Annotated in this window: 17 protein-coding genes and 34 tRNA genes; 2 read left to right on the top strand and 49 right to left on the bottom strand. The window is 59.0% G+C overall.

Going from position 1 to position 24,870, the window contains the following annotated elements:
* Positions 1 to 57: 57 nt before the first annotated feature.
* From MLG87_RS15175 to MLG87_RS14945, 47 genes are all read right to left on the bottom strand, one after another.
* Positions 58 to 1,587 carry a protein NO VEIN domain-containing protein gene (locus MLG87_RS15175; RefSeq protein WP_243295910.1) on the bottom strand — a complete coding sequence of 510 codons (1,530 nt, stop codon included), beginning with the start codon at positions 1,585 to 1,587 and terminating at the stop codon, positions 58 to 60.
* A 289-nt stretch (positions 1,588 to 1,876) separates the two neighbouring features.
* Complete coding sequence (locus MLG87_RS15170; RefSeq protein ID WP_243295909.1) at positions 1,877 to 2,533, bottom strand: hypothetical protein; 657 nt, start codon at positions 2,531 to 2,533, stop codon at positions 1,877 to 1,879.
* Positions 2,515 to 2,778: a hypothetical protein gene (locus tag MLG87_RS15165; protein WP_243295908.1), complete on the bottom strand. Its 264-nt coding sequence runs from the start codon at positions 2,776 to 2,778 to the stop codon at positions 2,515 to 2,517. Before MLG87_RS15165 ends, MLG87_RS15170 begins: the two co-directional genes overlap by 19 nt.
* A gap of 192 nt (positions 2,779 to 2,970) precedes the next feature.
* A complete protein-coding gene (locus MLG87_RS15160) occupies positions 2,971 to 3,621 on the bottom strand; it encodes an HhH-GDP family DNA glycosylase (RefSeq protein ID WP_243295907.1) in 651 nt (216 codons plus the stop codon).
* Positions 3,618 to 4,238 (bottom strand): 7-cyano-7-deazaguanine synthase, encoded by a 621-nt coding sequence (locus tag MLG87_RS15155; protein WP_243295906.1) that lies wholly within the window; start codon positions 4,236 to 4,238, stop codon positions 3,618 to 3,620. Before MLG87_RS15155 ends, MLG87_RS15160 begins: the two co-directional genes overlap by 4 nt.
* Positions 4,238 to 5,566 carry a nucleoside 2-deoxyribosyltransferase gene (locus tag MLG87_RS15150; RefSeq protein ID WP_243295905.1) on the bottom strand — a complete coding sequence of 443 codons (1,329 nt, stop codon included), beginning with the start codon at positions 5,564 to 5,566 and terminating at the stop codon, positions 4,238 to 4,240. The genes MLG87_RS15155 and MLG87_RS15150 overlap by 1 nt, the downstream gene beginning before the upstream one ends.
* A 2-nt stretch (positions 5,567 to 5,568) precedes the next feature.
* Positions 5,569 to 5,955, bottom strand: coding sequence for a hypothetical protein (locus MLG87_RS15145; RefSeq protein WP_243295904.1), 387 nt, complete (start codon positions 5,953 to 5,955; stop codon positions 5,569 to 5,571).
* 210 nt (positions 5,956 to 6,165) lie between these two features.
* Positions 6,166 to 7,035, bottom strand: coding sequence for a GIY-YIG nuclease family protein (locus tag MLG87_RS15140; protein WP_243295903.1), 870 nt, complete (start codon positions 7,033 to 7,035; stop codon positions 6,166 to 6,168).
* Positions 7,036 to 7,199: 164 nt separating this feature from the next.
* On the bottom strand, positions 7,200 to 7,703 hold the full coding sequence (locus MLG87_RS15135; protein WP_243295902.1) for an HNH endonuclease: 504 nt from the start codon (positions 7,701 to 7,703) through the stop codon (positions 7,200 to 7,202).
* A 13-nt stretch (positions 7,704 to 7,716) separates the two neighbouring features.
* A tRNA-Leu gene (locus MLG87_RS15130) sits at positions 7,717 to 7,794 on the bottom strand.
* 2 nt (positions 7,795 to 7,796) lie between these two features.
* Positions 7,797 to 7,870: transfer RNA gene (locus MLG87_RS15125), tRNA-Thr, on the bottom strand.
* A 33-nt stretch (positions 7,871 to 7,903) separates the two neighbouring features.
* A tRNA-Thr gene (locus tag MLG87_RS15120) sits at positions 7,904 to 7,979 on the bottom strand.
* A 3-nt stretch (positions 7,980 to 7,982) separates the two neighbouring features.
* Positions 7,983 to 8,059: transfer RNA gene (locus tag MLG87_RS15115), tRNA-Cys, on the bottom strand.
* A gap of 5 nt (positions 8,060 to 8,064) precedes the next feature.
* Positions 8,065 to 8,138: transfer RNA gene (locus MLG87_RS15110), tRNA-Gly, on the bottom strand.
* 48 nt (positions 8,139 to 8,186) lie between these two features.
* A complete protein-coding gene (locus tag MLG87_RS15105) occupies positions 8,187 to 9,278 on the bottom strand; it encodes a slipin family protein (RefSeq protein WP_243295901.1) in 1,092 nt (363 codons plus the stop codon).
* A 472-nt stretch (positions 9,279 to 9,750) separates the two neighbouring features.
* Positions 9,751 to 10,917: an RtcB family protein gene (locus MLG87_RS15100; protein ID WP_243295900.1), complete on the bottom strand. Its 1,167-nt coding sequence runs from the start codon at positions 10,915 to 10,917 to the stop codon at positions 9,751 to 9,753.
* A gap of 88 nt (positions 10,918 to 11,005) precedes the next feature.
* A tRNA-Pro gene (locus MLG87_RS15095) sits at positions 11,006 to 11,082 on the bottom strand.
* Between the two features lie 3 nt (positions 11,083 to 11,085).
* Positions 11,086 to 11,161, bottom strand: a tRNA-Lys gene (locus MLG87_RS15090).
* Between the two features lie 6 nt (positions 11,162 to 11,167).
* Positions 11,168 to 11,243, bottom strand: a tRNA-Glu gene (locus MLG87_RS15085).
* Position 11,244: 1 nt separating this feature from the next.
* A tRNA-Val gene (locus tag MLG87_RS15080) sits at positions 11,245 to 11,319 on the bottom strand.
* Positions 11,320 to 11,323: 4 nt separating this feature from the next.
* Positions 11,324 to 11,398 (bottom strand) — tRNA-Val (locus MLG87_RS15075).
* A gap of 1 nt (position 11,399) precedes the next feature.
* Positions 11,400 to 11,477: transfer RNA gene (locus tag MLG87_RS15070), tRNA-Pro, on the bottom strand.
* A gap of 3 nt (positions 11,478 to 11,480) precedes the next feature.
* Positions 11,481 to 11,556, bottom strand: a tRNA-Thr gene (locus MLG87_RS15065).
* Between the two features lie 2 nt (positions 11,557 to 11,558).
* Positions 11,559 to 11,635: transfer RNA gene (locus MLG87_RS15060), tRNA-Arg, on the bottom strand.
* Position 11,636: 1 nt separating this feature from the next.
* Positions 11,637 to 11,710 (bottom strand) — tRNA-Arg (locus tag MLG87_RS15055).
* A 1-nt stretch (position 11,711) separates the two neighbouring features.
* Positions 11,712 to 11,790 (bottom strand) — tRNA-Phe (locus tag MLG87_RS15050).
* 4 nt (positions 11,791 to 11,794) lie between these two features.
* Positions 11,795 to 11,868: transfer RNA gene (locus MLG87_RS15045), tRNA-His, on the bottom strand.
* Between the two features lie 28 nt (positions 11,869 to 11,896).
* Positions 11,897 to 11,971: transfer RNA gene (locus MLG87_RS15040), tRNA-Asn, on the bottom strand.
* A gap of 13 nt (positions 11,972 to 11,984) precedes the next feature.
* Positions 11,985 to 12,061: transfer RNA gene (locus MLG87_RS15035), tRNA-Arg, on the bottom strand.
* A gap of 11 nt (positions 12,062 to 12,072) precedes the next feature.
* Positions 12,073 to 12,144: transfer RNA gene (locus tag MLG87_RS15030), tRNA-Arg, on the bottom strand.
* A 1-nt stretch (position 12,145) separates the two neighbouring features.
* Positions 12,146 to 12,239 (bottom strand) — tRNA-Ser (locus MLG87_RS15025).
* 86 nt (positions 12,240 to 12,325) lie between these two features.
* Positions 12,326 to 12,403 (bottom strand) — tRNA-Ile (locus tag MLG87_RS15020).
* 81 nt (positions 12,404 to 12,484) lie between these two features.
* Positions 12,485 to 12,578: transfer RNA gene (locus MLG87_RS15015), tRNA-Ser, on the bottom strand.
* A gap of 95 nt (positions 12,579 to 12,673) precedes the next feature.
* Positions 12,674 to 12,752 (bottom strand) — tRNA-Leu (locus MLG87_RS15010).
* Positions 12,753 to 12,875: 123 nt separating this feature from the next.
* A tRNA-Lys gene (locus tag MLG87_RS15005) sits at positions 12,876 to 12,951 on the bottom strand.
* Positions 12,952 to 12,959: 8 nt separating this feature from the next.
* Positions 12,960 to 13,033: transfer RNA gene (locus MLG87_RS15000), tRNA-Gly, on the bottom strand.
* A 2-nt stretch (positions 13,034 to 13,035) separates the two neighbouring features.
* Positions 13,036 to 13,110: transfer RNA gene (locus MLG87_RS14995), tRNA-Pro, on the bottom strand.
* A 2-nt stretch (positions 13,111 to 13,112) separates the two neighbouring features.
* Positions 13,113 to 13,197, bottom strand: a tRNA-Tyr gene (locus MLG87_RS14990).
* A 4-nt stretch (positions 13,198 to 13,201) separates the two neighbouring features.
* Positions 13,202 to 13,278: transfer RNA gene (locus tag MLG87_RS14985), tRNA-Leu, on the bottom strand.
* An 8-nt stretch (positions 13,279 to 13,286) separates the two neighbouring features.
* Positions 13,287 to 13,361 (bottom strand) — tRNA-Glu (locus MLG87_RS14980).
* Positions 13,362 to 13,366: 5 nt separating this feature from the next.
* Positions 13,367 to 13,442, bottom strand: a tRNA-Ala gene (locus MLG87_RS14975).
* A gap of 5 nt (positions 13,443 to 13,447) precedes the next feature.
* Positions 13,448 to 13,526: transfer RNA gene (locus MLG87_RS14970), tRNA-Asp, on the bottom strand.
* Positions 13,527 to 13,742: 216 nt separating this feature from the next.
* Positions 13,743 to 13,836 (bottom strand) — tRNA-Ser (locus MLG87_RS14965).
* Positions 13,837 to 13,846: 10 nt separating this feature from the next.
* A tRNA-Gln gene (locus tag MLG87_RS14960) sits at positions 13,847 to 13,920 on the bottom strand.
* 11 nt (positions 13,921 to 13,931) lie between these two features.
* Positions 13,932 to 14,007, bottom strand: a tRNA-Gln gene (locus tag MLG87_RS14955).
* 557 nt (positions 14,008 to 14,564) lie between these two features.
* Entirely contained in the window at positions 14,565 to 15,068 is a 504-nt protein-coding gene (locus MLG87_RS14950) for a DUF5681 domain-containing protein (RefSeq protein ID WP_243295899.1), read from the bottom strand.
* A gap of 753 nt (positions 15,069 to 15,821) precedes the next feature.
* Positions 15,822 to 16,889: a DUF1501 domain-containing protein gene (locus tag MLG87_RS14945; protein ID WP_243295898.1), complete on the bottom strand. Its 1,068-nt coding sequence runs from the start codon at positions 16,887 to 16,889 to the stop codon at positions 15,822 to 15,824.
* Positions 16,890 to 16,985: 96 nt separating this feature from the next.
* Between MLG87_RS14945 and MLG87_RS14940 the strand changes: the two genes are divergently transcribed.
* Complete coding sequence (locus MLG87_RS14940) at positions 16,986 to 17,762, top strand: AraC family transcriptional regulator (RefSeq protein WP_243295897.1); 777 nt, start codon at positions 16,986 to 16,988, stop codon at positions 17,760 to 17,762.
* 777 nt (positions 17,763 to 18,539) lie between these two features.
* Here MLG87_RS14940 and MLG87_RS14935 read toward each other — a convergent pair.
* Positions 18,540 to 19,466: an AraC family transcriptional regulator gene (locus tag MLG87_RS14935; RefSeq protein ID WP_243295896.1), complete on the bottom strand. Its 927-nt coding sequence runs from the start codon at positions 19,464 to 19,466 to the stop codon at positions 18,540 to 18,542.
* Between the two features lie 126 nt (positions 19,467 to 19,592).
* Here MLG87_RS14935 and MLG87_RS14930 point away from each other — a divergent pair, with 126 nt between their 5' ends.
* Positions 19,593 to 20,489 (top strand): SDR family oxidoreductase, encoded by an 897-nt coding sequence (locus MLG87_RS14930; RefSeq protein WP_243295895.1) that lies wholly within the window; start codon positions 19,593 to 19,595, stop codon positions 20,487 to 20,489.
* Between the two features lie 286 nt (positions 20,490 to 20,775).
* Here the strand turns inward: MLG87_RS14930 and MLG87_RS14925 are convergent, their stop codons facing one another.
* Entirely contained in the window at positions 20,776 to 24,354 is a 3,579-nt protein-coding gene (locus tag MLG87_RS14925) for an SUMF1/EgtB/PvdO family nonheme iron enzyme (RefSeq protein WP_243295894.1), read from the bottom strand.
* Positions 24,355 to 24,870: the final 516 nt, after the last annotated feature.

The following is a 24,870-nucleotide window of genomic DNA, read 5'->3' as shown; positions in this document are numbered from 1 at the left end:
AGTGCTGGCTTCAGATAGAATGCCGGGCCATTCCACCAGGTACATGCACGCTGAGGTTTAGGTGCTCATGGGCTCTCTTGGAACGGTGTACTCGTAGGCAAGGGATTCCAGTCCCGCAGGATCGATGGCCCACGGCCTGATGATTCGAAGGGTTCCGTCATTGGCTACTGGGGCTTCCTTGGTACCCCCAAGCTTGATGGCGGAGACAACGTACAGAGCCGAGACCGCTGTAGTTTTGTTGTGGTGTTTGACCTCACCCCTGGTCAAGACCACCTTCTCCCCTGTCGTGCAGGTGCCCTTCACCTCCACGTGCATCTCAACGTCAGAGCGCCGCGCAAGTAGGTCGAAGGGGTTCCCAAGGCTCGTGTCCTCGACCTCCCACCCTTCCTCTTCCAGGGCCTTTTTGGCAACTTCCATGGCGCGATTCTCAACGGCCTTCTTTTGGGCCGAGCTGAGGCCAGGGGCAAAGCCCTTCCCCTTCGAGGGCTTTCCGAGGATGAGTGAAAGTTCCTGCTCAACTTCGTCCCCGGGAGATGGGCCGCCAAGGAGACGAGCAAGCGCGTCACCATCGAGCGGGCGGATGGCATTCTGCACGGCCTTGTTAGTGAATGGGATGTCGAACGTGTCCCGGGAGAGGGGTGGGTTGAAAGGAGCCCATTGAGTTCCGTAGAAGGCCCGGAAGGCGGTTACCACCTTCGTGATGGTCTTCGGGGCATCCCAGACCTTGCCGCACTTCGTGCACTTGGAGCCCGGAAGTGTCTTCCTGGGGCTCAGAGTGGTGGTCTCACACTCGGGGCAGACCTTCATGATCTTGTCGGCGGGTCCGGAAGTGATCTTATCGACCAGGGACGTGCCATAGACCAAGCAGCCGTCGATGATCAGAATTCGATCTCCCACCTTCACCTGCAGCGAGTTCGCAACTTGGTTGTCGAAAGAGAGGTACTCACCAAGTTTGTCCGCGTAGCCTTCGTTACATTGAAAGGACCGCTCACCGTCCTGACTGGAATACAACGCCCAGGCTTTCTGAGACATCCTCGCGGAGCGCTCTACAGCCTCGTAGAGCGGGAGAACTTTGTCCCAATATTCCAATAGGGTCTCCGGGATTGCCGTGGCTGCTGGGAAGAAATGCCCCAAGAAAATGAAAACATTCTCCCGGATGGCTGCCTCTGGAATGACACCCGGCTCGAATCGATGATGCTCCTTAGTCTTGGTGTGGACCCAATAGGCGTGGTCTACATTCGCGAGCAGGGTTGGATTGCCGGTAACCAATGAATTGAATCGTTCAATTTTAGGTCTCAGAGTTTCAGGCACTCCTCGAGTTTTCGCACTACCTTCTAGGCTGAAGGCAAGACCAACACGAAGCTCCGCCCCCTCAGTTTCAATGCCGGTGCTCAATTGAAACTCACCCCGGCCTCCCCAATGAAAGGCGTAGTCTGTTTTGATGTTGTCAGGCCCGAACAGGGCTGTTGCCTTGATGGCACCCTTGAGCTGGCGGCGAAGATCCAGGAAGCTACCCATTGGGCCATCCCAACTCTCTGCCAATTGGTTCGTCGCCCAAGCCAGCTTCTGGAATTGATCAGGCGTCATACGGCCTCCTGCGAACGCATGGCGAGTGGTGCAGCCAACTCGGGTGGTTGGAGAAAGGTACTGGTCCAGAGTCAGTAGCTCTTAATCGATAATAGAATCGATTAAGAGCTACACACCTGGCTGTAACAATTCGAGTGCCCGATTCTAACCCCTCGCAGCATAAGCCCCATTCTCGGCCTACGCCGCAGTCTTTAAGCCCTCAACCCAGCTCAACTCGCATTTCGTCATTAATATTCGAATTTTCATTTGCATAAATTATTCGGTGTTTATTAATTTTAAACAGAATATATTACACACCTGGGAATAGCTGAGATCTAGCCGCAGATAGTAAATCTCTAGCAGAGCTCTTATCTTCTGGGCCCACGAGATCCAGCAATGAATCTAGACAATCGAACGAATATGGGCTTAATTTGACAGGACTTTTTCCTAATTTTTCTGTAAATATTTTTAGATTGGCAGTATCAACCCACTTTTTCAGACGGATGAGTTCTACACAAACATGATCACGTACGAACGTGTAGGCAGCATTTGGATTATTGGTATGCCGCAATGCTGCGTAGTCAATTCGCCGAATGAGAGAATTAGTTACTTCATTTAGTAAAATCTTGCAAAAATTTTCATGATAAATATTTATTTCTTCAGATGAAGCATCAGTTTTAATTTTTTTAACTAACGCCAGTGTTTCTTTATCCATTTTCTCACAAGCAATTCGGTATTTATCTTCAGCTTCATAAATTTTATCTAATAACTCCGCAGCCATTTTAGTTGATTCAATTTTTAACTTTCCAATCTCTGTATTTAATTTATTAATTTCTGATTTTGTCCGCAAAGCATTGAGGATCCAACCTAGAACTCCACCAACAATTAACGCGCTGACATACCAAAATGGCCCTGAAGTAGGATCTTGAGCCTCGCTTAACATGTAGATCAAGGCTTTGGATTCCATGAGTTCGCAACTTGAATCAAGTCATTAATGATTCGATCACTATTATCTGAGGCCGTCTTTGCTAATTCTCTACTTGTGCGCCCGCCTAGCCCCTCAAGTGCCCCGAGTGCCTTCTCTACAGGCCTTCCCGGTGTTTTATTAAACCTATCCAGAAGAGCGCTTAGCTCTTGGGTCGTCAGATTACGACCCAGTAGATGCTCTGCAGCAATCTGCAATGCACGGATCAAATCGTCGTTGGTCGCCATATTATTCCTCTGGGTCGTTAAACAACAATAGCCGAATCTGCTTGCAGAACAAAGAAAAAATTCAACAGCACTTCAGGAGACATCTGATCGGATCGCCTTTTAAGGGCATTGCCAATTTGGGCGTAAGAGTCCCATCCCATTCGAACCCCCGGTTACATAACACTAGATCTCTACACTTCTTGGGACTCAATACTAGATTCCGAGAGCCAATTGCACTTGGACGGGTGCTGCGGCTCGACGCCATAGCCATGCATCAAATTCCCGACGTGGAAGTGAGAGAAGGTCAGCAGCACAGCAAAATGACTCTCGCAGGAAATGATAGTCCTCATTCTTAACGCCAACCGCTTTAGCGAAAGCACGAACGTGGCGATCAACTGCGATGGAGTCGATACCAACAAGGCATGCCATATAATCGACGGTTTTTGGGCCGATTCCATTAACACTTTGCATTGCCTTACAGAATTGCTCGGAGAGTAGACTCGCGCGCAAATCGTGTATGTCCTCGATTCCAGCCCCCTGTAGAAAAACCACTAGTGCCTCAAAACGGTTCACCTTTTCATGGTGGCGCCAGTTCAAAAATGCACTTGTTTCACCGGCCCGAATCAGTGCCGACAATGAGGAAATCGTTTGACATGTCGGATGCACCTGCATGATTGCTATCACTCGTGGGCGAACCACCGTCGTGTAATTAAGCCCGGCTTGGAGCACCGAATCTGCAAGAACGGCACCTAGGTGCTCGCAAACTGTACGCTGGTGTTTCTCCTTAACAAATACACCTTCGTCCTTCGCATGGTTAGCGATGCGACGTGCAACGAGCAACATCTCAAAGGCAGAATTGTTCATACCAACCTCGCCTCATTCAAAGCATTCAGGCGCTCTACGCAATTTGGACAAGCACCACAAGGAAACTGCGCAGATGCTTGACACGAGTATGTTCGGCCAATAGGCACACCAAGGTCGGCCGCTACCCTCGCAACATCAGCCTTGGAAGAATAGCGAAATGGTGAGTGAAAGCGAACAGGACCTATACTCGATATTAGTCCATCGAGACTGTTCATAAATGCAGCGGTGCAGTCAATTTCTTTGGCGTGGTTACTGTTGATAAAGCCAGTATAGACATCCAGTATGCCTATGGTCTGGGCGCGCGCCGCTGCGGCTGCAAAGAACAGCAGCGTTCGATACGGAATGTACAAATCGTCGTCCTTGACCTCTTCAGTCCAGAGATCAGCTTCACGAATCAGCCGTGATTGCGAGCCTCGGAATATGTCTGAAATGTTAAACCGCTCAGGCCGCTGCATTTGGACAGGTAGCACTTCGTTTACACGACTCCATTCAATGTCTATGCAGTGCTGCCCGTAATCAAAAAAGATAGGAACCACCTCAACTCCCTGTTCAATGAGCTGGTATCCAACAGTTGTTGAGTCTAAACCGCCAGAGGCTAGAAGTAGCGCTTTTCCCATCACGTCCTGGCCTTCAATTCAGCAATAGCTTTGAAGGTGCCGTTAATGCACACATCAAGTTCCGTAGAGTACATGGAACTTCCGACAACCACCATCGTGTTCTCATTTTCACGCCGAGGGTCGTACGTAATGACTGGCTTGCCCATCTGAATTGCCATGCCAATTTCGACGAGTGTGCCAGGGTCACGATCGAGAGGAACCGCAAAGACTGCATCACATTCCTCTAGCAACTTAAAGTCCATGTGATACGTACGTTGCATATCGTGATTACTTGCTGGTCGTTCCAGCTCTCCATTTTCTTGGACGGGACGCCTCACCCTGAAATTGTGATAGGTAAGGCTATCAGCAGCACGGTCGAACTCCTTTTTGTTGACGTACGAAAAGTCTGGGCCTGCGAGGTAAATCGAGTAGCTCTGTCGGCTATGCCAGGGAAGTGAAGTTCCGCCTAGCGCTTGCAGAATATTCAGTGATAGTCGGAACCCGCGCTGTATGTCGCGCTTGATGTCGTCTGGAAATGTCGATTGAGAGTACACCGTCGCGGCTTGGCATCCACGCCAGGCTGCTTCAATCCATCCCTTCTGGGAGAGCCCCACCATGACACTGGAATAGACGTCCCCAACTCCAACCGAGTTGACTGTAGAACCTAATGTTGCCGGTATCTCCTCGATGTTTCCATTGTACAACTCGAAAAGGCGACTGCCACCACGATTTTCCTTGAGCAGAAACACTTCTGGCGAAAGGGTTTTCACTGCATCTAGCAGCCCGTCGATATCATCCTTTCCAAGCTTCATGAACAGCGCCGACGATGTTGAGATGATGACAGCCTCCAAGCGCCCCCTGAATAGCTCAAGTGAAGTTAGGTCCTCAAGATCATACGCAATGTCGAACGAGAACTTTGCTTCTTTTGAGAACGCTTTGAGGAGTGCGTTGATATCAAACCGACCAGGGAAGATAACGACCCTCTGGTAAGCGTGGAGGGGAGGCATCGGATCGAAGAGTTTCACTACTTTGGTATCACGCATTAAATCTTCGTAGCCTTGGTGCGAGACCTCCGTCACGTCACCTATGAGAATAACGTTTGGAGCGCCGACGATATCTCCAAGCCATATAAACTCTTTGCACCCGATCGCTGATAGGTAATGTTTTGCTTCATCAACGAGGTACCCCGGGCAGAAGGCTGCGATCGAATAATCTAACCCAGCGGCCCATAGTCCTCTGGCGGCGTGGCAGACACCACCTAAACGGAGCTTGCACGATGTACCTTGTTGGGCAACTGTGTAGTCGACAATCAGTTCCCCAACAATGAGAACCACATTTCTGTCGGCCATGATTATTGCGGCGCAAAGTCGGCGGTTACAGTGGGAACAGGCAACATCGCAGAGGACGTCACCACACCGACATAAATCACGCCGTCTTCCATGCATGCCACGAGATAATTAAATTTTGTGGGAAGTGCTCCGACTTTGACTCCATTCACATCCACCGCAAAAACGCGTTTCTTGTCGAAGAGAATACCCAACTGGCTCCGAACAGCCGGAACACTTTTGAACCGCGAATAAAAATCGCTATTCCCGACATCCTCCAGCACTACGTGGAACGCCTGCCTGCAGGGATCATAGCCACTACTGCCACCTGCCTTACCAGCTCCATCTCCTGAGACATCCTTGGCTTTGGTACCAGGATAGTCTGAAAATTGACCCGAGCCTGAAGACCCCATCACAGCCCTCCTAACGGTTGTTCAGACCCTATTCTATGATGTTAATCAAGCTTCACCGGGAATATTGTGCCGAGCGTCACCTTCAGATCCGCGGCGTGGCCGGTGACGTCCCCCAGGAGAACTAGACCAAGAATTTTCCTGATTCAGGCCCGCGATTCGAACCCTACTTTCGATAATGCCAAGGGTGTCGCATGCGCTTACGAGGGCTTGCTAGTTCGCATTGAGCCCGAAAGGCTCCCGGGTGTGTAGGCGATCTTTCCAACTCGATTCCAACGCAATGACATCTTCGGCGGGCATATCCGGCGCAACCAGTTGGAGGATGGTGAATCGAAAGCCGATAGGGTCTCGGGCCTTTAGGTGCTTGTTCCCACCATGTCCTGAGGCCGCGTAGTTGGTCCATCGCCCCAATAGGTTCTGACGACCATAGGCTGATCCCACATAACCCTTGCCGTCGGCCTCATCGAAGATCAGGTAGATTCCACGCCACTGCTTTAGAGCTTCTCGCCACTTCCCCGGCAGAAGGCTCAGTTCTTCCCACGCGAGTGAAATCTGATTCCAAGCAGCCATTTCGGGGTTCAATAAGTCTTCCTCAAGAATGGCAGAGATGGGTATGTGGTTACGTTCGGACCATCGCCACCAAGAGCGATCGATGCCGGGCCAGTCCACGATCAGCTTCCCGGCCCATTCGGAATAGAACTTCATCCGTTCAAGTTCAAACCAGAGAATTGGATCGCGGCCTCCTTGGTAACCAGTCATGCCGAATTTCTTGAGTTCCTTGTGGCAGGGGAGTTCCCAATACTGTTTAAAAGTCAGTGGGCGTGAACCCGCATTTCGATAAAGCCCTACGAAAAAAGCTTTCCCAGCGCTATGTCCCACAAAAGAAGCCACATAGGGAGCTTTCAGCATGGCCGCTTGTACCTGCGGGGTCTGGGTCTGCTGGTATGCGTTGTAAAGGTCCGGGCGATCAGCAGCCATTAAGGGAAGGGCCCTATGCAGCCGTGGTTCCTTGGGCCGATGCCGCAAGACGAGCACCTGTTTGGGATCGATGTTCTGCTTGGCCAGGAGGTCATTGAATTCCATGGATCCCTCTAAGGTGTCTTGGTGGTACTGCAAGCAGTCGGCCCTCATCATGCATCAAGAGCCAAATAATTCCCGTCGGCCCAAATTATCGCCGGCACCTCAAGGGCGAAGGCCAGCGGTCTAGGAAGATGTCTCTTCACCAGCCACTGGCCATGCATTCTAGTTCATCCGTCTGTCAGTGCATGGAGGCGTTCCATCAGGAGCGCGCGTTGTGAACGAATGGCCGATCGGAGTTGCATCCCTGCCTGCTCTGGAGTCCTTCCACCTTTGTGAGCATTGCACTCGCGGCAACAGGCGACCAGGTTTGCCCAGGTGCTCGCCCCACCCTGGCACCGGGGGATGACATGGTCCACCGTGGTCGCCCGTCGCGTGCAACCCAGGTACTGGCAGCGGTGATCATCACGCCGGAGGATGCTGGCATTGCCACGTCCGAACCCGAGCTTCGATTCCGCCACGGCCTTGGCCCTCGAAAAGACCACCGCATGAAAGGGCTGCGAGGCCACGTCCTGCAGGCCAAGCTTCGACCAGGTCTTCAGATCTAGCGCGTGCGCCCGGCCCGTCGCCATGGCCTTCAGGGCCTTCCGGCGCGACATCTCGACCATGGGCATGTAGTGGCAGTCCAGGGCGAGGACGGTTTGGGTGTGGTGCTTCTTGGTGTGTCTGGACATGGGGGACCTCGGTTGGTGCGGGCGGTGGGAATCGAACCCACAAAGACTCCAGGTTTGAGCTGGAGGCGTACGCCATTTCCGCCACGCCCGCGTTGGAGCCTTCTCCGGGAATCCAACCCGGCCTTCCGCCTTACGAGAGCGGCGACACGGCACATGACCAAGAAGGCGAACTTCACATCGGGATAACTGCTGGTGGAACTTGGAGCCCAAGGCCGGGTTCGAACCGGCGACCGCCCACTTACCAAGCGGGTGCTCGACCAACCGAGCTCCTCGGGCGGATGGAGCACCAGGAGGGACTCGAACCCCCTAAGACGGGGTTTGCAGTCCCGCGCTTCGTCCGCTTCGGCTTCTGGTGCAAGGGTGGAGCGGGTCAGGGGAGTCGAACCCCTCTCTTCGGCTTGGAAGGCCGAGGCCCGGCCGCTGGACCAGACCCGCAAGGGTGGGGGTGCGATGGATGGACTCGCACCCCCAGGGCGAAACACCTCAGTCCTTGTTCAGGCCTCCCAGGCTGCGAAGCAGGTCCGGCTGACCCATCACGAGGGTGAGGTTGGGGATCGCGGCTGCGATCTCCTTGAAGGCTTCCAGTTCCTTCAGGCGCAGGAGCGCAGGGTTGCGCTCGAGCATCTGGGCGGTGTTTACCATGGAACGGGTCGAGGCCACTTCCTCACGGCGCAGGATGACCTGGGCCGCAGCCTTCTTCTCGGCCTCGATGACCTGGTTGAGGAGCTGCTTCATCTCTCCGGGAAGGACCAGGTCCTTCACGTCGAGCTTCAACACTTCCGCACCCCAGGAGGCGGCACGTTCCCGCAGAGCCTCCGCCATGGGGGCCACAGCCTCCGAGCGGCGCTCCAGGAGCTGGTCCAGGTTCAGTTCGGCTACGAAGTGCCGAGCCGACATCTGGGCCTCGCTGTAGAGCGCATCCCGCAGGGAGGCAACGGACTGCACGGCCTTCACGGGATCGGTGACGCGGAACTTCACGACCAGGTTCAGGCGCAGGGTGACCTTGTCACGGGTCATGAGCTCCTGACCGAGGATCTGCACTTCCTGCTCGCGCAGGTCCACACGCATGACCTCAAGCTTGCGGTTGAGGGTGCTGTAGATCGCAAGGCCCTCGGAGAGGACTTCGCGAAGCACACCGTCGACGTGGACGAGGGCGCGCTCGAAGGGCAGAACCAGGACGGTCTGGACCTGGGCGGTGGGCACCAAGGCCCAGAAGCCTTCGGGAATCGAAGGCCGCAGGGGCTCGAGGCTCACCACATCCAGGGTCACCTTGGATGCGAGCTGCCAGAGCAGGTAGCGGCCGGGCTGGAGGACAGCCTTGGGCACACCATCCGCCCGCAGGAGACCCAGGTGGGTCTCGGGCACGAAGGCCTCCACGGCAGCGCCGGAAGGTGCCACGGCCATCAGCTCCGGGGTGAACGGAGTCTGAAGGGTGTCGCGGTTGAAGAGACGCAGCTCCAGGCGGGACAGGCCCCGGAACACCCGGTGACGGCCGGGTTCCAGCCAGCGGACGAGCTGACCGTTGCGGACCAGGAGACCACGCTCCTGGTCGGAGATGACATAACGCTGATACATCGTTGAAATCCTTTCTTGGTGAGACTTCAGCCGAGGCCCCGGGGGCTTCCCAGCGGGGTCTCCGGCGGGATCCGGACCTGGGCGCGAAATGGCATGCGCCTGAAGGTCCGGGTCCGGCCCCTGCCCACATGGGCAGGTGGAGACCGCTGGCTGGGCTGCCCCCTGCCCTCGGGACGAATCCCTCGGGCTGGGGCCTGGGCGGAAGTGGTGGGTGGTTCCGAGCGCTTCTTAGGCGCATGCAACCAGTGCACGGATTAACAGTCCGTTGGGGAGTCGAACCCCTTGATCGTGGGACAGTGCGTCGTCCCCGTACGGGAGGGCTCCTCCTGGGTCGAATCGCGGGACACCTCCGGCCGACCGGGAACTCATGAGGTTCCGTGGGCCGGAGGCGCCGCACTTGCCAGGCCCCCCTCCTGACCCACGCCCGGGTTGGAAACCCGGGCGTGGGTGGTCTTCTTGCTCCAGGAAGGGACTACCCCTTCACGCAGAGCACCTGCTTCAGTTCGAACCGGATCTCGACGAGATCGGCCTGGTTCCGCATGACCTCATCGATGTCCTTGTAGCAGCCTGGGATTTCATCTAGGACGCCAGCGTCCTTCCGGCACTCGACGCCTTCAGTCTGACGGGCGAGGTCCTGCACGCTGAAGTGCTTCTTGGCGGCATTGCGGCTCATCTTCCGGCCGGCGCCGTGGGACGCCGACTCGAAGGACTCGGGGTTCCCCTTGCCCTGGACGATGAAGCTGCGCGCACCCATGGAACCCGGAATGATGCCCCATTCGCCACGGCCGGCTCGGATGGCTCCCTTGCGGGTCACCAGGACCTCCTCGCCGAAGTGGACTTCCTCCGACACGTAGTTGTGGTGGCAGAGGATAGGTGCCTCAAAAGCCACTTCGGGGAAGTGGACCTTCACGACATCCTTTACCTGGTCGAGCATCGCTTCGCGGTTGAGGAAGGCATACCGCTGGGCCCAAAACAAATCCCGGCGGTAGGCCGCCATCTCCTTCGTGCCCTTGAGAAACACGGCCAGGTCACGGTCGGGCAGGCCCTGGTTGTGGGCCAGCTTCTGCGCGACCTCGATGTGGATCTTGGCCAACTCGTTGCCGATGTTCCGGCTGCCCGAGTGGAGCATGATCCACACGCCCTGATCCTGGTCCAGGCAGACCTCGATGAAGTGGTTGCCACTCCCGAGGGTTCCCGCCTGACGGCGGGCTTTCCCGAAGAGGTTCTGTACCCGGGCATCCAGATCCTCGAACTCGTCCCAGAGGGCGTGCCGTTCGATGGTATCCAGGGGGTCCCGGTACTGGTTGAACCCCACGGGGATGGCCTGCTCGATGCTGAGCCGGAGGGCCTTGAGGCTTTCGGGGAGATCCGAGGCCGTAAGATTGGTCTTCAGGGCGGCCATGCCACAGCCAATGTCCACGCCTACCGCGGCAGGTGCGATGGCGTCCTTCATGGCGATGACGGAGCCCACCGTGGCGCCCTTCCCAAAATGGACGTCGGGCATGACGGCCACATGCTTGAACACCCACGGAAGGGCCGCGATGTTCTTGAGCTGGGTGAGGGCCTGGGATTCGACTTCGTGGACGGGAGTCCACATCTTGATGGGGGCGACAGCCCCCTGGAGGGTTGCGAGGGACATGGTCGCCTCCTTTCGTAACAGGGTTTTGGGTTGAAGCCCACACATTGCGGGCCGGGTGGACTCACCTGGGGAGATCCCGGATGAGATCTGGTCGGCGTGGCCGGAATTGAACTGGCGACCTCCTGCTCCCGAAGCAGGCGCGCTCCCAGGCTGCGCTACACGCCGGATTGGTACCGCAGGCCGTAGTCGAAACGGCGCGCTCCCGGGTAAGAACCGGGTGCTCTTCCACCTGAGCTACTGCGGCGTGGATTGGCGAACCGTGAGGGACTTGCACCCTCTTCCACCAGCTTGAAGGGCTGGCCGCTTACTCCGATGCGTCACGGTCCGTGGTACCCCCGGCTGGTGTCGATCCAGCCGCCTCCCGCATGTCAGGCGGGCGCTCTGCCGATGAGCTACGAGGGCCAAGTGGTACTCCAGGGGGATTTCGAAACCCCGACCTCCTGGGTGTGGGCCAGGCGCTCTGCCTCTGAGCTACAGGAGTGTGGTCAGCCTGGCCCGATTTGGACGGGCGGTCTCCGGTCCCCCAGACCGCCGCTTTCTCCAGGCTAAGCTACAGGCTGATGTGGAGCCGCCTCCCGGTCATGATCCGGGTGCCCCCCGCTTACAAGGCGGGCGCTCTGCCAGATGAGCTAAGGCGGCAATGGTGTCTTCGGGCGGATTTCAACCGCCAAACTGCCCCTTAGGAGGGGGCTGCCTCATGCGGTTCGGCTTCGAGGACCTGGTACCCCCACCGGGTTCGACACCGGGACCTCGGCCTTCGGAGAGCCGTGTTCTTCACCTGAACTATGGGGGTGTGGTGGGCTGGGTCAGAATCGAACTGACATCCTCCGGATTTTCAGTCCGGCGCTGCATCCACGTTTCAGCTTCCAACCCGTGGTGGTGTGACGTAACGGAATCGAACCGATGCACCCGCGTTCACAGCGCGGTGCTCTGCCACTGAGCTAACGTCACCTTCTGGGGGCCCATCGCCGGGCCCGATTGGCGAACTGGACGGGATTCGAACCCGCAATGGGCGCCTTAACAGGGCGCTGCTCGACCGTTGAGCTTCCAGTCCGTACGTTCGTGATTGGTGCGCCCGGAGGGACTCGAACCCCCATGAACCCAGCTTCGTAAACTGGTGCTAATCCCGTTCAGCTACGGGCGCTTGAATGTTGGTGGTTCCCCGTGCAGGAGTCGAACCTGCCGTTCGGGTTTAGAAGACCCTGGCCCTCCCTGGGACGGGGCAGAATGGCGGCGAGTGGGAGACTTGAACTCCCAGACCCTCGGGGCAGAGGGCCAGTCCGCTTTCGGGGCGGGTGCGATACCGTTCCGCTCAACTCGCCTTGATTGGTGGATCCACCCGGAGTTCAACCGGGTTCTCGCGAATGCCATCCGCGTGTGTCACGCCGCAACACCTTGGACCCATGAATGGTTGCCGCCCTGGGATTCGAACCCAGACCCTCTCGCTTATCGGGCGAGCGCTCTACCGGATTGGAGCTAGGCGGCACTGAGGTTGGCGACCCACCGGGGAATCGAACCCCGCCCGGCTGGATTTGGAGTCCAGCCTGCGCCCTGGCGCGCGAGTCAGTGGCGGTGAGTCCCGGATTCGAACCGGGACGCCCTCAGGACAGAGGGCGAGACCGTCTTCCAGACGGGTGCGATGCCATTCCGCTCAACTCACCGAGGTCTTGACGTGACCCGATCGGGGACGGCTGGTCGTGTCCCTCACGATCCCCCCAGAGCCCCACACTGAAGGGAACCGGATGGGCCGTGCGATTGGTACCCCAGATCCGAGTCGAACGGACAGAAACACCACTTTCTGAGAGTGGCCGCGATACCGGATAGCGTACTGGGGCATGGTTCCTGGGGCTGGATGCGTTGACCTGGCCTTCGGGAAATTGGTTGCGGGTGAGGGAGTTGAACCCTGCTTCCACCTTCGGGTTATGAGCCCAAGGGCCACCACTGGACCCGCATTGGATTGGTGCCTCCAGCGAGCCTCGAACTCGCTGCCCACCGGTTAAAGGCCGGTTGCTCGTCCACATGAGCTTTGGAGGCGCTTGGATTGGAGAGGCTGACGGGATTTGAACCCGTGTCTGGGCGATGGCGGCGCCCGATCCTGCCGCTGGACGACAGCCTCATTGGTCTGGGTGACAGGATTCGAACCTGTGTAGGCCTGCTCCCAAGGCAGGTGGCCAACCACTGGCCCACGCCCAGAATGGTGCCGCCCCAGGGAATCGAACCCTGTTGCATCTCTGCGCCGGGTTTACGATCCGGTGCCCCGTCCAGTGAGGCGCGGGCGGCATGATGGTACGAGTGGAGGGATTCGAACCCTCATGACCACGGCTCTCAACCGTGGGCGTATGCCGTTTCCGCCACACTCGCACTGTATTTGGCAGGAGCAGCGGGACTCGAACCCGCGGTTGCCTGGCTGAGACCCAGGTGCCTTACCGTTTGGCCATGCTCCCAAGACTGGTGGATCCGCCGGGGATCGAACCCGGCCCTCCTGCGTGCAAAGCAGGCATGCCACGCGACAACACTTCGGACCCGAAAATGGCGGGGCGTACGGGATTCGAACCCGTGATGTGTGCATAGACAGTGCACCGAGGACGGCCAGACTCCTCCAACGCTCCTTAGAACCCTGTCGGGCACACCGACAGGGGTACTGCGGGCAGACAAACGTCCTCACGTGCCGGTGATGCGCCCAGGTATGCCTGAAGCGGTGATCTGCCGGGCCAGAAGGCTTCCGCCTGCCCTTGTTTCCACCTTTCCGATCGTCCTCAAACGACCAGAAATAGCAGTTATCCCAAATATGAAGTTTTCAATGAACAAGAATTCATGAAATGCAATGGCGGTGAGGGTGAGGATCGAACTCACATAGGGATATAACTTCCCCAACCCGGATAGCAACCGGGGCCGATACCGATTTCGGTTGACCTCACCGTGGGTGGATTGGCTGGGGGACCTGGAATCGAACCAGGGTCTCGGGAGCCAAAGGCCCGCGTCCTGCCGCTGAACGATCCCCCATCAGTGGATGGTGGTAGGGGCGAGAGGACTCGAACCTCTGAAAGCCTGGATCAGAGCCAGGTGCCGTAGCCGCTGGGCCACGCCCCCTATGGGCCGTTCGCTTCAACCATGTTCCGGTATGCCTGATGCTGCGAACCCATGCCCCTAGATTCTTCAGGTCTTCCGGTGGCGCCAGTTCTGGGGTGTGAACCCGGTCTGGAAACGCCTTACACGGTCGGAATCAAGTTCCCTTGACTCTTTAGGTGGCGATAGCCCCTTCGGGACTTCGGTTCCTGGGAACCTGACCACTCCGAGCACCGGGTATCAAATCCCAGCGCCGTGAGCATCGCCACGCGACGCGCAGGCGCGCTCGCTGTGCCATGCAGGCTGAGGTGGGATTTGAGGAACACGGTGAATCTCCTTTGAGGGCCGGTTGACAACCAGGCAGATTCAGAATGTAGCCGATCGAATATCGTCCAGTCAATATTTTTGGAGAATTTTTTTCTAACTTAGCATCAAGCCGACCTTCCCGCTGGCCCCTCGGGTTCTAGCTATCAACTTTGGCTGGGGATCCTAGGCTTTACGGGCCAGGCGGCACGTCCCGTAGGGGAGGTGCGGCAGGGTACCCTTGGCATTGTCAGAGTCCCAAACAGTGCAACGGGGACCTATCGTTTTCGAGCCTCAAGCAGGTGGCTCTGGAGTTCAAGGGAGAGCTTCCGAGCGGCGAGCCGACTCTCCATGCCGATGCCGAATTCGCAGATCCATTCCATCACCTCGCGGAACGCAACGACATCTCCTTCAAGGGCCTTCATGACCATGGCCCGCACCATAGCTTCCAGGTTGGTGCATGCCCGGCTCCGGGTTGCTGCGGTGGGCGCTGTGGCACTGAACAACACCTTGCTAAGGATGGATTCAACGAAATGTCTTTCTGCTTTCCTGCCGTAGGGGTTCCCAGATACTCCTTTCCTGAACTGCGTTGACCTGGGTGGCTGCTTGAATCCGATGTCATACGTTGTGGTCAGTTCGTCTGCTCCGTTCGAGTCGGAAGGGGCCCCTTGGGGCTTCCTTCCCAGCGGGTTTCCAGAAACCCCTTTCTGGAACTGAGTGTTCTTGGGAGGCCTCCCGAAGCCGACCTCGTAGGACTCGGATGGATCATCTGCATCGGTCACTTCACCCTCCAATCCATGTCGTCGCTCCAATCGAGCCAAAATGGAAGTGGATAGTGCTGATCAATCCGACCACCGGGGGGCCCCTTCTACCTTGCGGACGCCCGCTAGGGTTCGAAAGCGACAACCAGGCTCTATCCCCAGAAAGGAGCTGTGATTCGATCCGCCCCCGTGGTTCGGTTTCACATTCCAGCGCCTGGCTGGGCAGCCGCGTCTGGAGGTAGCTCCTTGATGTCGGCGCTGGATTCCTTGATCAGTGCAGGGATATTCCCTGATTGAGTTGATAGGGAATCCCGTTCCGAACGGTCCCAAAGGCCCGCCCTACCTGCATCCGAGAAGTGGGTAATCCTCGAAGGTAGGTCGGGAAAGCGCGCGATCCCTGTATATTTCCCTGAAACAGGCAATCAGGGCCCGTCCTCAATGCAGGGATCAGTTAGTAGGATTCGCCACACTACCAAAAGCAACGGCCGACTGCAGTTGGCCGTTTGTGTTACTGAATCGAGAATCGCAGGAGGCCCGCTGGCCCCTAAGCTGAGAGCCGAATGGCTGGGCGCCGGCGGGGAGTTCGCTTGGCTGGCCTTGCTACGCTTTCCCCCTCCTTCAGGGCCTGGATTGCCTCGTTCTGAGAGGAATTTGGGCGAGATTCGATCGGGAATTCGGAGACCGAATCAACCTTCCGGGAGGGCCTGCCCCAAGTTCCTCTCGGCACCAGAAGCCGCCTCGGCCAATCGTTTCAGACGCGGCTGGTCCGGTTAGCTAAAGGAGAAGTCCAGGATTGGGGTTACTCCCGAACGGATGGTCTTCGAGACGCAGCGCATCCGCAAGAAATGCCCAGAGCGCTCCAGTACCAGGCGTATTGGGAGGCATCGACCCATCCGGATTCTGAGGTCCAGCGGTTCCGCAACGCACATGCTTCCCGATGATGGTGGCAGTGCCTCCAGGTTCATGATCAGAGGTCGTGACCGTGCGTGAAAATTCGCCAAATAGAGCCACTACTACATTCCGATTCGACAGCGTGAGCATCCGATCCAGAAAGATTTGAAGAGATGGTATGAGCTGGGACATGATTTTTCGGTCCGTGGCGCCATTGAGCTCCTTGTGTATGTCGAACTGGCGATCAGGTCTTCCCAAGTAAGCTGGCTGGGAAAAGACGATACTGGTACCTCCGCGCACGAGCATTTCCGTAGCTAGGAAGGTGGACGGTGTGTCCGCGATTTCCCGAATTCCCTGAGCCAAGCCGTATGCGGCTGCGGCTTCCTGATGGTCGAAGGCAGGAACTCTCATCAATTCCGTTTCAACAGAGCGGAAATCAGTCACACGGGTAAATGCGGCTCCGCCCTCCGCCGGGGAATCCCATGAGATCCCCACCGGGAATCCTAGCGAATTGACAATGGCGCAGCGGATCGGCGCCTTCGTCGTCATGGCGCCTGCGAGCAGCAATAGGTTGCTGCGGTTGCCTGTCTGGAGCACCGCCGCCCTGGCGAGGTCGTGACGGTAGTGTCCGTGCTGGAAATTAATGGATGCCATATGAGATAGGGCTATTGATGGAAGATTCCCAAACGTGGCCGCATCCACCACCAATCCATTGCCAAGGGCCTTCACATTGTCCGGCCTCACGCCAAAGCTCCCCTTCTCAAGGAAGGACCCGGCACTGTTGAAGAGCCCGGAAGGCCCTCCGTTCAAGAAAAACACCACAAGAGCGGGCGTTTCATGCGCACCTTGAGGATCATCCTTTCGGAACTCACCCGCTGGCAGCATGGCGGCACTTGCCAAGGCGGCACCCACCTTCAGCATTGTTCGGCGTGTGTATAGGGATTGAGACATGCACCCTCCGAGGCGCGAGGAATGCCCCGGCCACGCTAAGTGTGGGTTGTCCGAATATAGCCGTTATGACATCATTCGTCGGAAATCGGACACACCATGGTTCGCACCGGGAACAGCGAGGACTACCAACAGGTGCCGCGGCCAGTGGTAGCGATGGCGAAGGATTATCCGGACGGATTTGTAATCGCCCCCCATTCTCATCCTCGGGGGCAGCTCCTGTATGCAATCACGGGCCTGATGCGCGTGATGACTGAAACCACGGGATGGATTGTTCCGCCGTTCCGCGCTGTATGGATCCCTCCGGGGATCCGGCATCAGGTCTCAATGAAAGGTCCCGTTCAGATGAGGACCCTCTACCTGACACCTGGCACTTCCGCCGAGATCCCGAAGGAATGCACTGTAATCGAAGTTTCGCTGCTACTCCGCGAGCTCATTCTCAATGCTGTCGATGAATCTCTCGATTACGATCCGCAAGGCCGTGGTGGTTTGATCATGAATTTAATACTCCTTGAAATTCCACGGGCTCACCAGGTCCCGTTACAAATTCCCATGCCTTCAGACCCTAGGCTCGTGAGGCTCTGTAACACGCTCCTCGATCGGCCAAATAGGAAGGAGAGCTTCGAAGTGTTGGCCAGGGGTACCGGCGCCAGTAGCCGAACTTTAATGAGGTTGTTTCATCAAGACCTTGGGATGGGCTTCGTCGCCTGGCGGCAGCAAGTGATGCTCTCAGAGGCGGTCTCTCTGCTAGCCTCTGGGAAAACAGTCAAGGAAGTCGCCAACATACTCGGCTATCAGAGCCCCAGTGCATTTACGGCCATGTTCCGCCAGAATTTGGGGAAGGCCCCTGAAGGCTATATGTATCCGCGTGCATGAGGGCTCTACCACTCGACATCCACCAAGATATCGACACCAACTGATTACCAAGGCGCCTCGAATTTTCCTCGTGCTCCCTGATAGGAAAAAAGATCCCCTGTTCAGACTGTTTAGAGAATTCGATAATCCAAGAACCAAAAACTCCAGCCACGACTCACTCCCTGCTTCAGGTAGTGCCGCTCAGACCCCGGAAATTCAGGATACCCCTGTAAAATTCCCCAACGCAGGGATTTCCGGACTCCTGTCAGCCCGAAGGATTGGCCCCGCTACCAATCGAACAGATGACCGGAGCCGAGTGCTCCGGTCTTTGCGTACGCCCATAACGGACGGGCAGGATTTGGACCTGCGAGTGGGATTGCGGAGGCAGGACTAGATGCCCGCCGGAGCAAGACCGGGAACCGCGCAGCGGGGCCAGTTCAAATCAGAACTGCACGAGCCGGCGCGGAGGGCGGGAAGCGGCAGGATTTGAACCTGCGAGTGGCAGCCGCCCGGTGAGCACCCCGCGAAGGCAGCCTGGGAGGCTGCCGCAGCGGAGACAGGCGCGAATCTTCAGCCGCAACGGTTCAAGCCCTGCCCCCACCACCAAGTGCAGCGGTCGGCGGCAGTCGGCCGTTTGCATGATCGGATCGAGAAGCGCGGGAAACCCGCTGGCTTCCATCCCCTTATGTGAAGAAGGCGTCCGATGAGAAGACCCATCGTGAGCTCGGATGGATGCCGCGCGATCCGCACAAGGCCATCGTCGCCGCAGGTGGGAGCTATGGATGTGAAGCGGAGTCTCTAGCCTGCCTCCGCACCCTCCACCCCAGCTCCTTTGCGCCCGTACTGCCTCGGCGAGCATCCCATCACGCGCTTGAAGGCTAGGCCGAAGGAGCTCTCGGAGCCATAGCCCACGGAAGCGGCGATCTCGGAGATGGAATCCCGGGAGTGGGTGAGGCGATCCGCTGCCAGACGCATCCGCCAGCGGATCAGGTAGTCGATGGGCGACATGCCGACGACTTCCTTGAAGCGCATGGCGAAGATGGAGCGCGACATGCCGGCGCGCTCCGCGAGAAGTTGCAGCGTCCAATTCCTCGCGGGTTCGCCGTGGATGCAGCCCATGGCGGCAGCGATCTGCTTATCCGCCAGCGCGGAAAGCCAGCCGACCGTGCCGGCCTGGTCCTCCAGATACAACCGGAGGATCTGCACGAGCATCATACCGACCATGTGCTGAGCGATGAGTGCGCTTCCCGGCCGGGGCTCCCGGAGTTCCTCCATCATGCGATTCAGTGACCAGCGCATGGCGGCGCGATCCGATTCCTTGGAGAGGTGCACCACCGGAGGCAACAAGCCCAGCAAAATATCCGCATCACCCGAGAGCGCGAAGTGCCCTCCAAGCCCCAGGCAGTCGCCGCCTCCATTGATGGTGGCCATGGCCCCATTCAGCGGGAAGGGAATGACCGAGAGGGCCCCCACGCTGGGCAGGGAGAGATCGCTCGCCATGCGGAAGGGGCGACCCGAGGGAAGCAGGATGCAATCCCCGGCCGAGGCCAGCACGGGCTCGCCGAGTCCCTCCACAGCCACCCAGCATCGGCCCGAGACGATGGCGTGGAACTTGACACCCTCGTGACGACCAAATTCCAAGGACCAAGGGGCGCCCAGATCCAGACCGCCCGCCATATAGCTGCGTGGTTTCAGAAGGGATAGCACAGATGAGAGAGGATCCATGGGCAACCCCGGACGATCACTACAAAATTATGGACTTTGTAACATGGATCGTCCCGGGTTGGCCTCATAGCATTCCAATCGCGCCCTGCGATCACGACGCAGGCATTCATTCCGGGAGCGGTGGATATGCGGATCTTTCTAACGGGTGCCACGGGATTCATTGGCTCGGCGATCGTCCCTGAGCTCATCAACTCTGGCCACCAAGTCCTTGGCCTCACGCGCTCCGAAGCCGGAGTCGAGGCCCTGAGACGTGCGGGCGCAGGCGCACATCGTGGCGATCTGAGCGATCTTGAGAGCCTGCGCGCAGGGGCACTGCAAGCTGACGCGGTCATCCACACCGCGTTCAACCATGACTTTACCCATTACCTCCAGAACTGCGAGGACGATCGACGAGTCATCGAGACGCTGGGCTCAACGCTGGCTGGAACCAACCGCCCGCTGATCGTCACCTCGGGGACCGGGATGTCACGAACCGGAGCAGATCAGATCGCCCTCGAGACGGATCCGCCCGCAAGCTCGAAGCGCGTCCCCCGCGCGGCTTCCGAAGAGGCTGCGGACGCTGTTGCAGAACATGGCGTCCGCGTGTCAGTGGTGCGCCTGGCCCAAATCCATGACCGGGCAAAGCACGGCCTGGTGTCTCCCGCCATTCAGATTGCCCAGGCGAGAGGCATCTCAGCCTACGTGGGCGATGGCCTGAACCGCTGGCCCGCGGCGCATCGGCTGGATACGGCTCATCTGTACCGACTCGTGCTCGAAAAAGGTGAGGCCAACGCTCGATACAACGCCGTGGCTGAGGAAGGGATCACCTTCCGGGAGATTGCAGAAGCCATCGGCGAAACGCTGAAGCTGCCCGTCGTGAGGCTGGATCCGAAGGACGCTGAAACCCACTTCGGCTGGCTGGCTGCTTTTGTTGCCTTGGATATCCCAGCTTCCAGCGTGCGCACCAGGGAGCAGCTGGGATGGCACCCGACGGGCCCCGACCTCCTGAGCGATCTCCGGAACATGAAGCCATCTGAAAACTGAAGGGTTGGCGGCAACCGACCTCCACGTCTCCCCCTCACTGGCGGGGTTCATCCAACGCCCCGCATTCCCTGCCCTAGCCTTCAAATTCCCTGTTCTAACGTTCAGGGAATTCAGGCGTACAGGGCGCGGAAAGCTTGGCGGAAACCGCAAAACCAGTCGAAAGTCCCGATCCCCGCTCGCCCAGGCCGGGAACTAAAGCCGGGAACCAGCGGGGATCGAGTATTCAGGAAGGCCTCAAACCCGTGTCGGCCCCGGATCCAGTGCGCCGGGGCCAGAGGGGTGGGTATCAAGGCAGCGGCAGGACCAAGCGGAAGCCTGCGTATTCATTGGCGGGAGTGGGAACCGGATTGATGGGATAGGCCCCACGTCGCTTGGACTGGCCATCGCTCGCGGTGCCAGACCAGGACCCGCCCTTGTAGGAGTGCTGGATGTTCGGCGTGGCATCCAGCCAGGCACTGCCATCAACCGGGAGCGGGGGGATGCCTACTCCAGTGACGGAATAATCGGCATGCCAATCATCCCGGCAGAGCTCCCACACGTTGCCGATCATGTCGTACAGGCCCCAGGCGTTGGGGAGTTTCCTGGCTACCGGCTGAGTGGTCAGGTTGCTGTTGCCGGAATGCCACATGTACTGCTGGACGAGCAGGATGACGGCCGGGTCTCCGCCACCTGGATCATAGGAACCGAAATAATAGTTATTGTTCAAAGGATCTGGGACGTTCAGCACCGTGGATTCACTCCCGGCCCGGCAGGCGTATTCGTACTCGGCCTCCGTGGGCAGGCGGAAGGAGCTGCCTGCTAGCGGGCCCGTCAGAACCGACGCCGCAGCCGAGTTCAACTTGTCCAGGAAGCCCGTACTGGGGGTGGTGACGGCGTCGAAGTCCACCGTTTCCACAGGCCGAGTCAGCTCGTCCGGATCCGGGAATCCATTGCCCGCTGTGAAATGCGCGGGGTTGTTGTTCATGATGGCCACCCACTGGGCCTGGGTGCAGGGCGCCTTCGCGATGTAGAACGCCTTGCCCAAGGTCACGCCATGCGAAGGCTGTGTCGAGAGATCTGACCCGACGACAGACTCCGTTTCGCCCATGGTGAAGGTTCCCGCGGGAACCAGGACCAAGTCGATCGAGGTGCTGAGGATCGGTACCATCGGGTCCGCAGGCACCGTGACGGTGAGGTACGGGGCGGGATAATCCACGGCCACGGAGGCGGTATTGGTGCCAGCGAGGGCGAGGGTCTGGGTCAGCGCAAGCACGGCTGGGTACCGCTGCAGGTTGGCGGGCCCCAAGGTACCAGGGGTGCCGGTGCCATCCGCGCCTCGCCCCTGGCCAGGTTGGCTCGGGTCCGTGACAGTGGCGGGGGTGATCGTATAGTCGCCGTCCGCCAGGCCTGAGAGCGTTTGCGTGGCGGCGGTAAGGACCCCGCTGGCGTAGCCGCTGGGCCCAGTGACAACCACATTGCCGGGCAGGCTGCCCAGGCCCGTGATGTTCACGGTGAGGGTGTTGCCCACGGTCACGGTGGCCGTGGCTGTGGCTGTGGCGGGAGTGGTCGCCGTATTGGTCACGGTCAAGGTGAAGGTGGTCGTGGTCGTCAGATTGCCCGTGGTCCCGGCAACTGCGGTCGTCACAGCCCCGACGCCATGGTCAACAGAGCCCGTTCCGCCGGTGAATGTCCCGGTCAGGGTCGTGCTGGTGCCCGGAGCGATGAGCGGGTTCGCGGCCGTGAAGCTGGTGATCACGGGCGGGTCCACCACATTCACGGTCACCTGCGCTGTGGCGGGGGTACTCACGCCGTTGTCCACGGTCAGGGTATAGGTCGTGGTGACTGTCGGGCTCACGTTCTTTGTTCCGAGGCTTGTGACGGAGCCCACGCCCTGATCGATGGAACCCGTGCCTCCGCTGAAGGTGAACGACAGGGTGGTGCTAAAGCCATTGGTGATGGTGATGGTGCTGAGGCCACCACTTGCGGTGAAGCTGGTGATGGCCGGCGCGGCCACGATGGTGCATGTGGCGGTTCCGGCGGTGGAGGCCGTGCCGGCGACATTGGTGACGATGCAGGACAGGATGGTGCTGCCGGATGCTCCCGCCGTGAACGTGATGCTGGTCGTGGTGGCACCGGCCGTGATGCTTCCATTCGTGATGGTCCAGGCATAGGTGCTACCGGCCGCCTGAGCCGGGATCGACGCGGTGTAGCCCGCCTGGCTGGCAGTGATGCTGGCTGGGGCCGTGACCACGGGAGTGGTCGGCGGGGCCACGATGGCGCACGTGGCGGTTCCGGCGGTGGAGGCCGTGCCGGCGGCATTGGTGACGATGCAGGACGGCGTGGCGCTGCCTGATACTCCCGCCGTGAACGTGATGCTGGTCGTGGTCGCACCGGCCGTGATGCTTCCATTCGTGATGGTCCAGGCATAGGTGCTGCCCGCCTGGGCCGGGACTGATGCGGTGTAGCCCGCCTGGCTGGCAGTGACGCTGGCGGGTGCCGTGACCACCGGAGTCGTCGGCGGGGCCACGATGGCGCACGTGGCGGTTCCAGCGGTGGAGGCCGTCCCGGCGGCATTGGTGACGATGCAGGACGGTGTGGCGCTGCCAGATGCGCCCGCCGTGAACGTGATGCTGGTCGTGGTGGCACCGGCCGTGATGGTTCCATTCGTGATGGTCCAGGCATAGGTGCTGCCCGCCTGGGCCGGGACCGACGCGGTGTAGCCCGCCTGGTTGGCAGTGACGCTGGCGGGCGCCGTGACCACGGGAGTCGTCGGCGCAGCCACGATGGCGCACGTGGCGGTTCCGGCGGTGGAGGCCGTGCCGGCGGCATTGGTGACGATGCAGGACGGGACGGCGTTGCCGGATGCTCCCGCCGTGAACGTGATGCTGGTCGAGGTCGCACCGGCCGTGATGGTTCCATTCGTGATGGTCCAGGCATAGGTGCTGCCCGCCTGGGCCGGGATCGACGCGGTGTAGCCCGCCTGGTTGGCAGTGATGCTGGCGGGCGCCGTGACCACGGGAGTCGTCGGCGCGGCCACCACGGTCACGGTCACCGGCAGGGTGACGGCGGTACCCGTTGCATTGGTCACAGTCAGGGTGAAAACCGTTGTGGCCGCCAAATTGCCCGTGGGCACGGCAACACCGCTGGTCACGACGCCGATGCCGTGGTCCACAGTGCCCGTTCCGCCTGTGAACACTGCCGTCAATGTCGCGCCGGTTCCCGTGGTCACGGGGCTCTTGGCCGCGACGAAGCTGGTGATGACAGGAGCCGCGATCACGGTGAGCGTGGCCCCACTGCTGTTGAGCGTCCCAGCGGCGTTGGTCAAGGCACAACGATACTGGGTGCCGGTGTCGCTCAAGGAGGTGGCGGCAGTGGTGTAGCTGGCGCTCGTGGCGCCCGTGCCGCCGGACACGTTCGCCCAGGTGGTTCCGTTCGTGCTGGATTGCCACTGGTAGGTAGCGATCGGGCTGGCATCCGGCACCACGGTGAAGGTGGCCGTAGCACCGGCCGTCACACTCGCGTTGGCGGGTTGGGTGGTGATGGCGAGCCACCGTACGGTCAGCGTGGCCGCGGTGCTGGTGGCATCCGGGCTAACGGCGTTGGTGGCCACGGCGCGAAACTGGGCGGCATTGTCCGCCTTGACCGTGGCGGCGGTGGTATAGGTCGCGCTGGTGGCACCTGGGATCGCTGTCCAGGTGGTGCCACCGTCGTTGCTGCGCTGCCAGGTGAAGGTGGGCGCAGGCGTACCGCTGGCCGCGGCCGTGAAGGTGGCTGTACTACCCGCGTTCACGGTCTGGTTCACTGGCTGGGTGGTGATCAGGGGAGCCGTATTTGAGGGGGTAGTTCCGCCACCACCGCCGCAGGCCATGGTCAGGATGAGTGCCACCTGGGCCAGAAACAGCCCCGCGGAACGCCAGGTGAAGGGTGATGACCCACTCTTGATGGATAGTGGTGGCCTCTGCGCTGCCATACACATGACCGGCTCCTGGTTTGTTGAATACAGTGAATTCTGGCCCGGTTCTCGTCAAGGAATGTTAAGAAAATTAATGAGTTACCGACTATGTAACAATTTAACAACATGAAGGTTTTTTCATGGAGCTGTGCCCAAAATCATCTCAAATTAATAATTGAGCCACAGCCGGAGAACCTGAATCGACAACCACTGAGGTTGATATTCAGGATCCTGAGTGGCTGTACCAGAGAAGTTCGTGGGTCTTCGCACGACTTCCCGACTGAAGTCCCGTGGGGGTCCAGCGAGAAATCCCGTGCCCCGCTTGGGTTTGATGGGAATGGGCTGCTTGGATTCTCATTACAGGGCGGAGTTGAGGCGGAGACCCGGAAGCCCGGTATCCCCTGTGAGGATCCGGTCACGAAAAGGTGGCGTGTGGCGGGGCCTGGGTTT

Source organism: Geothrix mesophila, assembly GCF_022808835.1.
GTDB classification, from domain to species: domain Bacteria; phylum Acidobacteriota; class Holophagae; order Holophagales; family Holophagaceae; genus Geothrix; species Geothrix paludis.
This window is presented reverse-complemented; position numbering and strand designations above follow the sequence as displayed.

Coding starts and splice junctions, on each gene's coding strand:
- MLG87_RS15175 (WP_243295910.1), bottom strand. CDS start 1,587: ATGACGCCTGATCAATTCCAGAAGCTGGCTTGGGCGACGAACCAATTG.
- MLG87_RS15170 (WP_243295909.1), bottom strand. CDS start 2,533: ATGGAATCCAAAGCCTTGATCTACATGTTAAGCGAGGCTCAAGATCCT.
- MLG87_RS15165 (WP_243295908.1), bottom strand. CDS start 2,778: ATGGCGACCAACGACGATTTGATCCGTGCATTGCAGATTGCTGCAGAG.
- MLG87_RS15160 (WP_243295907.1), bottom strand. CDS start 3,621: ATGAACAATTCTGCCTTTGAGATGTTGCTCGTTGCACGTCGCATCGCT.
- MLG87_RS15155 (WP_243295906.1), bottom strand. CDS start 4,238: ATGGGAAAAGCGCTACTTCTAGCCTCTGGCGGTTTAGACTCAACAACT.
- MLG87_RS15150 (WP_243295905.1), bottom strand. CDS start 5,566: ATGGCCGACAGAAATGTGGTTCTCATTGTTGGGGAACTGATTGTCGAC.
- MLG87_RS15145 (WP_243295904.1), bottom strand. CDS start 5,955: ATGGGGTCTTCAGGCTCGGGTCAATTTTCAGACTATCCTGGTACCAAA.
- MLG87_RS15140 (WP_243295903.1), bottom strand. CDS start 7,035: ATGGAATTCAATGACCTCCTGGCCAAGCAGAACATCGATCCCAAACAG.
- MLG87_RS15135 (WP_243295902.1), bottom strand. CDS start 7,703: ATGTCCAGACACACCAAGAAGCACCACACCCAAACCGTCCTCGCCCTG.
- MLG87_RS15105 (WP_243295901.1), bottom strand. CDS start 9,278: ATGTATCAGCGTTATGTCATCTCCGACCAGGAGCGTGGTCTCCTGGTC.
- MLG87_RS15100 (WP_243295900.1), bottom strand. CDS start 10,917: ATGTCCCTCGCAACCCTCCAGGGGGCTGTCGCCCCCATCAAGATGTGG.
- MLG87_RS14945 (WP_243295898.1), bottom strand. CDS start 16,889: ATGTCTCAATCCCTATACACACGCCGAACAATGCTGAAGGTGGGTGCC.
- MLG87_RS14940 (WP_243295897.1), top strand. CDS start 16,986: ATGGTTCGCACCGGGAACAGCGAGGACTACCAACAGGTGCCGCGGCCA.
- MLG87_RS14935 (WP_243295896.1), bottom strand. CDS start 19,466: ATGGATCCTCTCTCATCTGTGCTATCCCTTCTGAAACCACGCAGCTAT.
- MLG87_RS14930 (WP_243295895.1), top strand. CDS start 19,593: ATGCGGATCTTTCTAACGGGTGCCACGGGATTCATTGGCTCGGCGATC.